Annotated in this window: 12 protein-coding genes; 7 read left to right on the forward strand and 5 right to left on the reverse strand. The window is 39.7% G+C overall.

All coding sequences use genetic code 11. The annotated features are described in order from the left end of the window. Positions 1-175: 175 nt before the first annotated feature. From QZ738_RS06495 to tsaE, 3 genes are all read right to left on the reverse strand, one after another. On the reverse strand, positions 176-865 hold the full coding sequence (locus QZ738_RS06495) for a M15 family metallopeptidase (protein ID WP_293785831.1): 690 nt from the start codon (positions 863-865) through the stop codon (positions 176-178). Positions 866-933: 68 nt separating this feature from the next. Further along, positions 934-2,160 (reverse strand): alanine dehydrogenase, encoded by a 1,227-nt coding sequence (locus tag QZ738_RS06500; protein WP_293785833.1) that lies wholly within the window; start codon positions 2,158-2,160, stop codon positions 934-936. Positions 2,161-2,233: 73 nt separating this feature from the next. After that, positions 2,234-2,650 carry a tRNA (adenosine(37)-N6)-threonylcarbamoyltransferase complex ATPase subunit type 1 TsaE gene (tsaE, locus tag QZ738_RS06505; RefSeq protein WP_293785835.1) on the reverse strand — a complete coding sequence of 139 codons (417 nt, stop codon included), beginning with the start codon at positions 2,648-2,650 and terminating at the stop codon, positions 2,234-2,236. A 95-nt stretch (positions 2,651-2,745) separates the two neighbouring features. Here tsaE and QZ738_RS06510 point away from each other — a divergent pair, with 95 nt between their 5' ends. After that, positions 2,746-3,795, forward strand: coding sequence for a C39 family peptidase (locus QZ738_RS06510; RefSeq protein WP_293785837.1), 1,050 nt, complete (start codon positions 2,746-2,748; stop codon positions 3,793-3,795). A 98-nt stretch (positions 3,796-3,893) separates the two neighbouring features. Here QZ738_RS06510 and QZ738_RS06515 read toward each other — a convergent pair whose 3' ends face one another. Then, positions 3,894-4,061, reverse strand: coding sequence for a hypothetical protein (locus QZ738_RS06515; RefSeq protein ID WP_293785839.1), 168 nt, complete (start codon positions 4,059-4,061; stop codon positions 3,894-3,896). 252 nt (positions 4,062-4,313) lie between these two features. Further along, complete coding sequence (locus QZ738_RS06520; protein ID WP_293785841.1) at positions 4,314-5,867, reverse strand: PglZ domain-containing protein; 1,554 nt, start codon at positions 5,865-5,867, stop codon at positions 4,314-4,316. Positions 5,868-5,978: 111 nt separating this feature from the next. Between QZ738_RS06520 and QZ738_RS06525 the strand changes: the two genes are divergently transcribed. The 6 genes from QZ738_RS06525 (at position 5,979) to QZ738_RS06550 (ending at position 11,755) form a co-directional block, all read left to right on the forward strand. Continuing rightward, entirely contained in the window at positions 5,979-7,202 is a 1,224-nt protein-coding gene (locus QZ738_RS06525) for an HD domain-containing protein (protein WP_293785843.1), read from the forward strand. A gap of 122 nt (positions 7,203-7,324) precedes the next feature. Further along, positions 7,325-8,401 carry a UDP-3-O-(3-hydroxymyristoyl)glucosamine N-acyltransferase gene (lpxD, locus tag QZ738_RS06530; RefSeq protein ID WP_293785845.1) on the forward strand — a complete coding sequence of 359 codons (1,077 nt, stop codon included), beginning with the start codon at positions 7,325-7,327 and terminating at the stop codon, positions 8,399-8,401. Continuing rightward, positions 8,391-9,803, forward strand: a complete 1,413-nt coding sequence (locus QZ738_RS06535) for a bifunctional UDP-3-O-[3-hydroxymyristoyl] N-acetylglucosamine deacetylase/3-hydroxyacyl-ACP dehydratase (protein WP_293785847.1) — start codon at positions 8,391-8,393, stop codon at positions 9,801-9,803. The genes lpxD and QZ738_RS06535 overlap by 11 nt, the downstream gene beginning before the upstream one ends. Continuing rightward, positions 9,803-10,588 (forward strand): acyl-ACP--UDP-N-acetylglucosamine O-acyltransferase, encoded by a 786-nt coding sequence (gene lpxA / locus QZ738_RS06540; protein ID WP_090983430.1) that lies wholly within the window; start codon positions 9,803-9,805, stop codon positions 10,586-10,588. The genes QZ738_RS06535 and lpxA overlap by 1 nt, the downstream gene beginning before the upstream one ends. Before the next feature lie 71 nt (positions 10,589-10,659). Beyond that, the gene (locus QZ738_RS06545; protein WP_293785849.1) at positions 10,660-11,127 is read left to right on the forward strand and encodes a GNAT family N-acetyltransferase; all 468 of its coding nucleotides are present in this window, start codon (positions 10,660-10,662) and stop codon (positions 11,125-11,127) included. A 13-nt stretch (positions 11,128-11,140) separates the two neighbouring features. Continuing rightward, positions 11,141-11,755: an ABC transporter ATP-binding protein gene (locus QZ738_RS06550; RefSeq protein WP_293785851.1), complete on the forward strand. Its 615-nt coding sequence runs from the start codon at positions 11,141-11,143 to the stop codon at positions 11,753-11,755. Positions 11,756-12,179 lie beyond the last annotated feature (424 nt).

Raw genomic sequence — 12,179 nt, forward strand, 5'->3', positions numbered from 1 at the left:
CCTCAAGAGATCGTCATTCCCAACTCGATTGGGAATCTTAAGACGTTTGCATTAAGATTAGCTTCGCTGAGCAATTCGTGGCTCCCACATGCGCGAGAATGACGATCAACTAATGGAGTCTGTCAACTTGTAGAAGGACTTACAAAAAACCAATCACTACTCAACCAATGAATGCTTAAAGCTTCTCAAATGGAATATCCATTAAATCGTAATTTTTCCAATCGGAGAAATCATAATGCCACCATTCATTTTCCAGCACATTCATCCGGTATTTAGCCATGATGGCGATAAGAAAATCACGGTTTTTCTTTGCTTCCGGAGTTACATTCTCATACTTGGCCGCAGCAGCAGCCGAAAAACTATCATAAGGTGTTGGCATCGGTAGTTCTTTGCCCGTCTTTAAATTAATCAAGGTCAAATCTATCGCACAGCCCCTATTGTGTTTCGACCCTTTTGCCGGATTGGCTACAAAATTTTTATCACTTGCTTTTTTATAAAACTCAACGGTAATGGCATACGGACGGTAGCCATCAAATATTTTTAAGCCATAACCATTTTTATTTAACTCCATCTGGACATTTCGTAATGATTCTACCACCGGTTTCCGGGCGAAAGCCCTCGCCTGCTTATACATTACCTGCTGCATAAAGTTATTGCTGGTGGCGTAGCGGATATCTAATCTGATATTAGGGATGGCTTTCTTAATTTCAACCAATTCATTATTCGGATTCTTTTTTATCGAGGCCTGATATTGAGCATAAGAACTCACTACAACAAGTTTTTTTGCTGTAATGGGTTTTTCTTGGCCATGTACAGCAATCGACACGAACAAAAATAGAGCTAGCAGATTGAATTTTATCATCATAGTATCAAGAGGAATCAGGCATCAATAGCTTTCCCCATTATCCATTTTACATGGTCCATCTTACATTTTTATTGATTCGAAACCACCAATAATTCAAGGTCCTTAAACGGCAAATTAAACATATCAGCCAGATCCTTATTGGTACAGTTACCCTGATAAATATAGAGTGCTTCGCGGATACCCGGGTTATTCCAAACCATATTCATTAAGCCTCCAAGTTCGCCGATATCCAATAATATTGGGGCAAAGATATTGGTCAGCGCATAAGATGCTGTTCGTGGTACACGCGAGGCAATATTTGGCACACAATAGTGAATTACATCGTATTTTCTGAAAACCGGGTTGGCGTGGTTGGTTACCTCCGAAGTTTCAAAACAACCACCCTGATCAATACTTACATCGATCACTACCGAATGTGGTTTCATCCGGGCTACCGTTTCTTCCATTACGATACAGGGACTACGTCCGTGGGTAGCCCTGATAGCGCCTATTACGACATCGCAGGTGATAATCGCCTTGTTCAGAACAATAGGTTGCATTACCGAAGTAAATACCCTGCTGCCCAGATTATTCTGCAGGCGACGTAAACGGTAAATAGAACTGTCAAAAACTTTTACTTCCGCTCCTAAGGCCAAAGCTGTCCTGGCGGCATATTCACCAACCGTTCCGGCACCCAAAATCACAATTTCTGTGGGAGGAACGCCAGTAAAGCCACCTAACATTAAGCCTTTACCTCCGGTTACATTGCTTAAATATTCTGCAGCAATTAAAATAGAAGTCGAACCTACAATTTCGCTCATGGCACGTACCACACTCAGTATATTACCTTCGTCGCGAAGATTTTCAAAACATAACGCATTAATTTTTTTCTGCATCAATGCTTTCAGGTAATCCTGCTTTAGCGTTCCGGTTTGTAGAGAAGAAATGAGTGTTTGTCCCTTATGCATCATTTCAATTTCTTCCAACATGGGAGGTGCAATTTTCACCAGGATATCAGCATCAAAAACTTCCTTTTTATCATAGGCAATTTTGGCACCCTGTTCTGCATACTCGGTATCAGAAAAATTAGCGGCAATACCTGCTCCACTTTCTAAAACAACCCGGTGCCCGTTGTTTACCAACAGGGCAACAGATAATGGAGTTAGCGCAATTCTATTTTCCTGGAAAGAAATTTCTTTGGGTATTCCTATATACAGACTGTTTTTTTTATTCCTGGTTTCTAGCTTTGCCTCCTGCGTTTGTAGTAAACCCTGACGAGCTATATCGGCCATTCCTTCGCGTAATCCTGTAGCCATGTTGAATTAAAATTATGATAGTTTTAGGTCGTTCAAGGTACGCAAAATCTGTTAATTTATTGATAACGAATTGTTATACCTTCGAAAACCGGAATAACCTACGGTTCTCATCAAGCACATTGATCTCGACCTTAACAAAATTTTCAGGCAATAATTCTTCTACCCGCTCCGGCCATTCTATTAAACAAATGCCACCACCATAAAAATATTCTTCATATCCCAAATCGTAGGCTTCGTGAATATCCTTTATTCTGTAGAAGTCGAAATGGAATACCGGTCCGCCAGCGCTTTCATATTCATTAACAATAGAGTAAGTAGGGCTTGAAACTACATCAGCAACACCTAAATGTGTACAGAAATTTTTGATGAAAGTTGTTTTTCCAGCACCCATATCGCCTTCAAAAATGAATATTTTTTGATCACCGGCAAAATCAGAAAGCTGCTGTGCAACAGCAGGTAAATCGGCTAAACTATTTACTTCGATATCCATATTTAAAGAATAAAGGCAAAAGTAATACTAAAATATTTTGCTTTCGTAATGATGAATGATTTTGTTCAAATCATAATTATACCGATTATTACCTGATGAAAAAAATTCACCTCTCCCTCCCAGTAATTATTTTACTGTGTTTTTTCTCTTGCAGAAAAGAAAATACCAAATTAAGTGGCGAAAACAAGTTATTGTCATTCTCTATATTCGGCCAGTTAGCTGATCCTATTATCGATGAAACCATGCACAAAATTACGGTAACAGTTAACCCCACTGCCAACGTGAGTGCTTTAAGTTGCAGTTTTGGCGTTTCGGCAGGTGCATTGGCAACTTTTAATAATATTAAACCGGCCACAAATACGGCTACTATAGATTTCTCTAATCCTGTTACGCTTAATATTTTGGCAGCTGATGGGAATACCAGTACCTGGAGTATTATCGTAAATATTGTTTGGGAAGAATATGGGCTGGGCAGATCAGTAACCTCATCTAAAAGTATTGGAAAAACATTCAAATGGTATTACGATCAAGCCGGAACCGGGATATTTTCAGCAATCAATTGCGGACCAACTGTAGCTACAATGGCTGTTAAATGGGGCGATTCTACTTTTACCAAAACACCAGAGGATGCCCGGAATACCTATCGGTCAACTGGAGGCTGGTGGTATACGAGTGATATTGTAAATTATCTGAATAAATACGGCATAAGTTCTTCTTATACCGCATTACCTGATAATTATCAAACCATCAAGAAATACATTGACAAAAATTACATTGTAATTTTATGCCTTGATAACTATTATTTGCGTTACAATGCGATTGCTGCCCAACATGTAGATAAATATTACAAAGTGAACGCCGCAGCATCTGGCCACTTTATTATTGTAAAAGGCTACAGACAGGTTGATAATCAATTTTATTTCGAAGTTTATGATCCATGGTCCTATGGAGCCACTTATGCCTCAGGTAATCAGTTGAAGGGTGAAAACCGTTACTACAGAAGCGATGACCTGGAAACGGCCACTAACATATGGTGGGATTACGCCATTATTGTTGCTCCTAAAGGGAAAACTGTAGAAAAGTTAAATCAATTGAGTCCTAAGTCACAGTTACTATCTGTAGTGCCTGTACAACATGGTGGGTAATGTGACAAAGAAAAATCCCCAATCAGATATAAATAGATTGGGGATTTTTTTTCCATTTAATCGAACTTCGGTGAATAAGCAATGATGATGAATACAGATTAGCTCTTAAAATATAGGCCAACAATCATTAAGGCCAATGCCATAAACGAGCCAAAAAACCACTTAATCATATCAGTTTTAGCATTCGCCAAATCTTCTTTTGATGCCAAATGGGTTGTTTTATCGACTAGGCTTTTATCAACTTTCGCCTCAATGTAACTGGTCATATTATGTGAGATGTAACAGTAATGCTTCAGTTTAAAAGATAAGTAGCAATTTTATTTTAATAGCTATTTTGAAAGGCAAAAGTAATACATAATTGGATTTATTTTACCTACTATAAATCGTCTCGACCGCAACGCAGTGTAGCGCCCGCCTGTGCGGACAGGCCTGCCCGTACAGGCGGGGAGAGATCTACCACAAGATAGATTTCCCGACTTCGTTGCACTCCGCTCGAAATGACGAAGTCCATCTATACCCTACCTTGGCGAATACGTCACCACCGGAATAATCATTTCCTCCAATGAAATACCTCCATGCTGGAAAGTTTCATTATAATAGTTTACGAACTGATTGTAATTGTTCGGATAAACGAAATAACTATCTTCTCTGGCAAAAATATAACTGCTGCTGATGTTGATCTTAGGCAACAAAGCATCGTGAGGATTTTTAATTAAAAATACTTCTTTCGCGTTAAAATTAAGGTTTCTGCCCTGTTTGTACCTTAAATTAGTATTTGTGCTTCTATCACCGATTACTTTAACCGGTTTTTTCACACGGATGGTGCCATGGTCGGTAGTGATGATTACTTTAACTTTTTTCTGCGAAATTTTCTTCAATAAATCCCAAAGCGGAGAGTGCTCAAACCACGATAAGGTTAACGAGCGGTAAGCTGCATCATCATTGGCCAACTCCCGGATCATCTGCATATCCGTACGCGCATGGCTCAACATATCAACAAAGTTGAACACAATGGCATTGAAATCGTTCTGCAATAAATTATTTGTTTGCTCAACCAGGTCTTTCCCCTGCTCAAAAGTCAGGATTTTATGATAACTGAATTTACAGTCCTTTCGTAAACTGCGCTTAATGTTATCAGCCAGGAAAGCCTCCTCATGCATGTTTTTTCCACCTTCATCATCATCGTTTTGCCAAAGCTGAGGGAAACGTTTTTCCATATCCAAAGGCATCATACCGGAGAAAATTGCATTACGGGCATATTGTGTCGCCGTTGGCAAAATACTCGTGTACATATCTTCTTCATCTATCCTGAAGTATTCTGATATTAATGGATTGATGATTTTCCATTGATCGTATCTTAAATTATCAATCAGGATAAAAAATACCGGTGTACTATCGTTAATAAGCGGAAAAGCTTTTTTCTTTAACAACTCGTTAGAAAGCAACGGAGCGTTATCCCTATCCTTTATCCAGTTGAGGTAATGCTCCTCGATAAATTTGGTAAACTGGGTATTGGCTTCCTGTTTTTGCATGGTTAAAATTTCATGCATCTGCGGATCGTCCAGTTTTTCTAATTCAAGCTCCCAAAAAACGATTTTTTTATAAACATCAATCCACTCGTCATAACTAAGCTTATCGCCCAATGTCATCCCCAAACGGCGAAAATCCTGTTGATAAGCCATCGAGGTTTTTTCACTCACCAGACGCTTGTTGTCGATCAGCTTTTTAATCGTTAGTAAAACCTGCTTAGGATTTACAGGTTTAATCAGATAATCATCAATTTTGCTGCCTATCGCATCCTCCATCAGGTTCTCTTCCTCACTCTTCGTAATCAGCACCACCGGAACATCCGGGTTTAGATTTTTAATGGCAGATAATGTTTCGATGCCGCTCATTCCGGGCATGTTCTCGTCCAAAAAAACCAGATCAAAATGAGATTTTCCAAATGCTTCCAAAGCATCATTCCCATTGGTAAAAGTGGTTACGTGGTAACCTTTATCGTTTAATAATAATATATGAGGTTTTAACAGGTCGATTTCGTCATCGGCCCATAATATTTTCGTTTCTTGCATGTTTTTGTAAAAATAGATCAGTATTGCCGTTTAATTACGGCGGCTAATTTAAACTATAAATAAAAATAGCAATTTTTGTACCGTATCTATCTATTTAACTATTTTTAACGATTGAACAAGAAGAAAATAATAAATGACCCGGTTTACGGTTTCATCAGTATTCCGTCCGAATTGGTTTATGATGTGATCTCCCATCCTTATTTCCAGCGTTTACGGTATATCAAACAGCTTGGGATGACACATCTGGTTTATCCAGGCGCCTTACACACACGTTTTCACCACGCTTTGGGTGCCATGCATTTGATGAATCTGGCCATCAATCTTTTAAAAAGTAAAGGACATACCATAACCGATGGCGAAGAAGAAGCCGCCATTTTGGCCATTTTACTACACGATATTGGTCACGGGCCTTTTTCGCATGCACTGGAGCACTCATTGGTAACCGGTATCAGGCATGAAGATATCTCAGCCAAACTGATGCAGGATCTGAATACACATTTTGATGGACGTTTAACCCATGCCATTGAGATTTTTAACGGTACCTATCCTAAAAAATTTCTTCATCAGTTGATTTCGGGCCAGTTAGATCTGGATAGGATGGATTATTTAAACCGCGACAGTTTTTTTACAGGCGTAAGTGAAGGCGTAATCAGTTTCGACCGCATCATTAAAATGTTCAACGTACATGATGATGACCTGGTGATTGAAGAAAAAGGCATTTATTCTATCGAGAAATTTCTAATTGCCCGCAGGCTGATGTACTGGCAGGTGTACCTGCATAAAACAGTAATATCAGGCGAAATGATCCTGGTAAAATTATTAGAACGTGCTAAAGAATTATCAGCAGCTGGTGAGAACTTATTTGCTTCGCCCTCCTTAAATTATTTCTTAAAAAACGATATTAACGAGGCTAATTTCTTTGCGCAGCACGAAAACCTGGAGCATTTTACCAGCCTTGATGATCAGGATATTTATGCGGCCGTTAAGGTTTGGACCCACCATAATGATAAAATTTTGTCTACTTTATGTAAAATGCTTACTTCCAGAAATCTTTATAAAGTAGAAATGGGGAATGAAAGGGCTAATACCGATCGCGTAAACTTTTTGCAGGATGCGGCCACTAATTTGTTGGAAATTAAGCCTGAAGAAGCCCGGTATTTTGTTTTCACTGATTCCATTCAAAACCGCGCATATAATGCGGGGGTTGGAAATATCAAAATTTTAATGAAAAATAACGATATTGTTGATATTGCAAAGGCTTCTGATTTGTCCAATCTGGAGTCGCTACAAAAAACTGTAGAAAAATATATCCTCTGTTACCCACGAGGGATTTAAGTTTTTTTAACAAAATATTTGACTTTTGCTGCCGTTTTAACTCTTATTATTGTGCAAAATATACACCATTTAACTCATGCAGGTTTTTTTGTTCATATCAATTTAACATATACCTTTGTACGATGCAATTTACTGCCACGCAGATAAGTCAGTTTCTAAACGGTTCCATTGATGGTAACCCTGATGTAGCCGTTACCGAACTTTCTAAAATAGAAGATGGGAAGGAAGGCTCTTTGTCTTTTCTTTCCAACCCGAAGTATGAGAACTTTTTGTATTCTACTCAGGCGTCAGTAGTTATCGTATCAAAAGACTTTTCACCTACCCAGCCTTATACCAGCACGCTAATCCGTGTTGAAAATCCCTACAGTGCTTTTACGATTTTATTGGATAAATACAATGAGGCTGTAAATGCACAAAAAGCACAATCAGGTATTGATAAACTGGCTTTTGTACATCCAACCGCAAAAATAGGTCATAATGTATTTATAGATGCTTTTGCCTATGTTGCGGAAAATGTAGAGATTGCCGATGGCTGCAAAATAAATGCGCAAACCTTTATTGGCGCAAATTCAAAAATTGGCGAGAACAGCACTTTTTTCCCGGGTGTAAAAATTTATCATAATTCGGTAATCGGCAAAAGAGTTATCATCCACGCCAACACCGTTATCGGAAGTGATGGCTTTGGCTTTGCCCCACAAAAAGACGGCACGTATAATAAAATCCCGCAGATTGGGAATGTCATTATTGAAGACGACGTAGAAATTGGTGCAAACACTACTGTGGATCGTGCAACAATGGGATCAACCATTGTAAAAAAAGGAGCCAAAATTGATAATCTGATCCAGATTGCGCACAATGTAGAGATTGGCGAGAACACGGTTTTAGCGGCACAGTCGGGCATATCCGGAAGTACAAAAATTGGCCCTAACAGCGTTGTAGGCGGACAGGTTGGCATAGCCGGACACCTAACCCTGGCAAAGGGAACGCAGATTGGTGCACAGGCGGGTATAAATTTTAATATCACAGAAGAAAATAAACAATGGCATGGAAGTCCGGCGCAGCCATTACGTAACTGGATGCGGGCCTCAGTCATTTTCAAACATCTTCCGGATGTTGAAAAAAGAATAAATAAGCTCGAAGAGGAGTTAAAAAAGCTCATCGCAGAACTGGAAAAGAATACAATACACAATGAACGTTAGACAAAAAACGATTAAACAGGAAATATCAGCATCTGGTGTTGGTTTACACACAGGTGCTAATGTTACTTTAACATTTTGCCCGGCTCCCGAAAATCACGGCTTTAAATTTCAGCGTATTGATTTAGATGGCCACCCGATTATCGAAGCTGACGCAGATAATGTTACCGATACCTCAAGAGGTACTACACTAACCCAGAATGGTGCGAGTGTAAGTACAGTTGAACATGTAATGGCATCGCTGGTGGGTATGGACCTTGATAACATACTGATTAAATTAGATGGTCCGGAAACACCGATTATGGACGGGAGTTCTATTCAGTTTATTGATTTATTGGAAGAAGTAGGAACAGTGGAGCAAAATGCAGATCGCGAGTATTTTACCATTCCACACAACATTACCTATACAGAAGAAGATAGAAAAGTAGAAATTGTAGCCATGCCGTTAGACGATTATCGTTTTACCTGCATGATTGATTATAATTCTCCTGTTTTAGGTAGCCAGCACGCTGGTATTAACACCATCGCAGAGTTTAAGAAAGAAATTGCTTCCTGCCGTACTTTCTGTTTTCTTCATGAACTGGAATATCAGCTATCGCACAATTTAATTAAAGGTGGCGATTTAAATAATGCTATTGTAATCGTAGATAAAGAAGTTACCAGAGATGAATTAAGTCACCTGGCAAAATTATTTAACCGCAAAGATATTGATGTTGCCCCACAAGGGATCTTGAACAACATGGAACTGCGTTACCAGAATGAACCGGCGCGTCATAAACTTTTGGATATGATCGGCGATTTGGCCTTGGTGGGCATGCATTTAAAAGGCCATATCATGGCCGCCCGTCCGGGCCATGCGGCAAACGTTGCCTTTGCCAAAAAAATTAAAGCTGCCATCAAAAAAGAGAAAAACAAAAAAGTGCAGAAGGTATACGATCCGAGTGCAAAACCATTGTTCGATGTAGTGAAGATCATGGAAATTTTGCCTCACCGTCAGCCATTTCTCTTCGTTGATAAAATATTAGAGCTTTCTAAAAACCATGTGGTAGGCGTGAAAAACGTAACCATGAACGAAGAGTTTTTTAAAGGCCACTTTCCCGGTGCTCCGGTATTTCCAGGGGTACTTCAGATAGAGGCCATGGCACAGGTTGGTGGCATCCTTGTTCTTTGTACCGTACCAGATCCGCAGAATTACCTGACCTATTTCCTAAAAATAGATAATGTACGTTTTAGGGCACAGGTACTTCCTGGCGATACCATTGTTTTCCGCTGCGATTTACTAGAACCCATCAGAAGGGGTATTGCCCAGATGAAAGGTGTAGGGATGGTTGGCGAAAAAATCGTGGTAGAAGCCGAAATGATGGCTCAAATTTCAAAAGTTAAACAAGCAGAACCCGCTCAATAATGATACAGCCTTTAGCATATATACACCCTCAGGCAAAAATTGCCGAAAACGTGGTAATTGAACCTTTTGTAGTGATACATAAAGACGTTGTCATTGGCGAGGGAACCTGGATCGGATCGAACGTGACCATTATGGATGGCGCCCGGATCGGTAAAAACTGCCGAATTTTTCCCGGGGCAGTTATCTCAGGCGAGCCTCAGGATTTAAAATTTGCCGGTGAAATCACCACCGCAGAAATTGGCGATAATACCACTATACGAGAGTGTGTTACCGTTAACCGTGGTACTAAAGATAAATGGAAAACCACTATCGGCAGCAATTGCCTAATTCAGGCCTACTCGCACATCGCACATGATTGTGAGGTTGGAAATAACTGCATCTTTTCAAACAGTACCACCCTGGCTGGCCACATTACGATTGGTAACAATGTCGTTTTGGCTGGTTTGGTTGCTATACATCAATTTGTTAAAGTAGGTTCTTATGCTTTTGTAACCGGTGGTTCCTTGGTACGTAAAGACGTGCCACCATATGTTAAAGCTGCACGCGAGCCCCTTTCCTATGCCGGCATCAACTCTGTGGGTTTGCGTAGAAGAGGTTTTACCAACGAGCAGATTGATGAGATTCAGGAAATTTACCGGGTGCTTTTTGTAAAACATAATAACGTAACCAAAGCTTTAGATATGATCGAAGCTGAATTTAAACCTACGGAAATCCGTGATGAAATTGTAGATTTTATCCGCAATTCTAACCGTGGGGTAATGAAGGGCTTTGGCATGGGCAGTTAATAAAGGTAGAAGGCTGAACGGTTTAAAGTGGAAGGTAGAATCCATTGCCTAACTAAATTCAATAGATATTCATGAGTGATTTGACGCTAATCAGAACAGATTCAGACCACGCCGACTTTAGACAATTGGTTGCTCTTCTGGATCAGGATTTAGCCGTTAGAGATGGTGATGATCATGCCTTTTATGCGCAATTTAATCAGGTTGATGCCATTAAAGAGGTTGTTGTGGCTTACCAGCGAGGGCTACCAGTTGCATGTGGCGCGATTAAACCCTTCTCCACAACAGCAGCCGAAGTAAAAAGGATGTTTGTGCATCCCGATTACAGGAAGCAGGGCATAGCTTCTCAAATTGTAACCGAGCTGGAAAATTGGGCCGTAGAACTCGGCTTCACCACAACCATACTCGAAACAGGGAAAAAACAGCCCGAAGCTATCGCGCTTTACCAAAAAATAGGTTATCGCATCACGGACAACTACGGACAATATATCGGCATTGATAACAGCGTTTGCATGACTAAACCGCTCATCGCTAAACCCTAAACGCTTGGTACAAATGAATATTACTTTACAAAATGTTGGCAGAAGGTTTAACAAAGAGTGGATTTTTAGAAATTTGAGTGCTGACTTTACCAAAGGAAACAGTTACGCCATACTTGGACCTAATGGCTCTGGCAAATCAACCTTACTAAGCGTTTTAAACGGTAGCTTATCCCCTTCTGAAGGCAAAATCACCTTTTCAGATGATGCCGAGATCCCTGTCGAAAATATCTACAAATACATCAGCCTTGCCGCTCCCTATCTCGAACTGGTTGAAACATTTACACTAAAAGAGATCGTGGATTTTCATTTCAAGTTTAAAAATTTTGCTACGGGCTTAGATGCTAAAAAGCTAATCGGTATCCTGGGATTAGAAAAAGCAGCAAACAAGCAGATCAAATACTTCTCGTCGGGCATGAAGCAAAGAACCAAACTGGCTTTGGCCTGCTGCACAGATACACCCATTTTATTTTTAGATGAGCCAACCAGTAATTTAGACGTTCAGGGAATAAGTTGGTACCGCGAACTCATTGAAAATTTTGGAAAAGAGCGACTAACGATAATAGGCTCTAATCAGTTGCAAGAGTACGATTTTTGCTCCAATCAAATACAAGTATCTGACTATAAATAAGTTAAGTTTAAATCAATCAATTATACCCTGGTCTGTTTTGTCATACATTTGTACTATAAATATTTTTTTCTAAAAATATTTTGTGATTCAAAAATTATATCTACCTTTGCACCACCAAAAAGAGAAACAATTATTTAATTTATCTCTCTAAGTAAAAGATCAGATTTTCCGGTTTCGGAATTAAAATAAATAGCCATAAAAGGCAAAGAGTTTTTCATAGTTTAGTTTGAGGTTTAGGTTGATTATGCCTTTGGAGTGGTTCCCAAAGGCATTTCTTTTATACGAAGATTTTAACCCTGCCCGCCATTTAGCCATCACCACACCACCCGCTATTTATAAAGCCCCTCGTACGGAAATACTTTGGGATGAACTGCTATTTGTTTTTTCCCCACTGGGAACGCAAAAAAATGGAAACGAAAGCAGC

Origin of the sequence: uncultured Pedobacter sp. (assembly GCF_913776295.1) — a bacterium.
Lineage (GTDB): Bacteria > Bacteroidota > Bacteroidia > Sphingobacteriales > Sphingobacteriaceae > Pedobacter.

What these genes read in the sequence shown, in the direction of transcription:
- QZ738_RS06495 (WP_293785831.1), bottom strand. Translation starts at nt 865, where the DNA reads ATGATGATAAAATTCAATCTGCTAGCTCTATTTTTGTTCGTGTCGATT.
- QZ738_RS06500 (WP_293785833.1), bottom strand. Translation starts at nt 2,160, where the DNA reads ATGGCTACAGGATTACGCGAAGGAATGGCCGATATAGCTCGTCAGGGT.
- tsaE (WP_293785835.1), bottom strand. Translation starts at nt 2,650, where the DNA reads ATGGATATCGAAGTAAATAGTTTAGCCGATTTACCTGCTGTTGCACAG.
- QZ738_RS06510 (WP_293785837.1), top strand. Translation starts at nt 2,746, where the DNA reads ATGAAAAAAATTCACCTCTCCCTCCCAGTAATTATTTTACTGTGTTTT.
- QZ738_RS06515 (WP_293785839.1), bottom strand. Translation starts at nt 4,061, where the DNA reads ATGACCAGTTACATTGAGGCGAAAGTTGATAAAAGCCTAGTCGATAAA.
- QZ738_RS06520 (WP_293785841.1), bottom strand. Translation starts at nt 5,867, where the DNA reads ATGCAAGAAACGAAAATATTATGGGCCGATGACGAAATCGACCTGTTA.
- lpxD (WP_293785845.1), top strand. Translation starts at nt 7,325, where the DNA reads ATGCAATTTACTGCCACGCAGATAAGTCAGTTTCTAAACGGTTCCATT.
- QZ738_RS06535 (WP_293785847.1), top strand. Translation starts at nt 8,391, where the DNA reads ATGAACGTTAGACAAAAAACGATTAAACAGGAAATATCAGCATCTGGT.
- lpxA (WP_090983430.1), top strand. Translation starts at nt 9,803, where the DNA reads ATGATACAGCCTTTAGCATATATACACCCTCAGGCAAAAATTGCCGAA.
- QZ738_RS06545 (WP_293785849.1), top strand. Translation starts at nt 10,660, where the DNA reads ATGAGTGATTTGACGCTAATCAGAACAGATTCAGACCACGCCGACTTT.
- QZ738_RS06550 (WP_293785851.1), top strand. Translation starts at nt 11,141, where the DNA reads ATGAATATTACTTTACAAAATGTTGGCAGAAGGTTTAACAAAGAGTGG.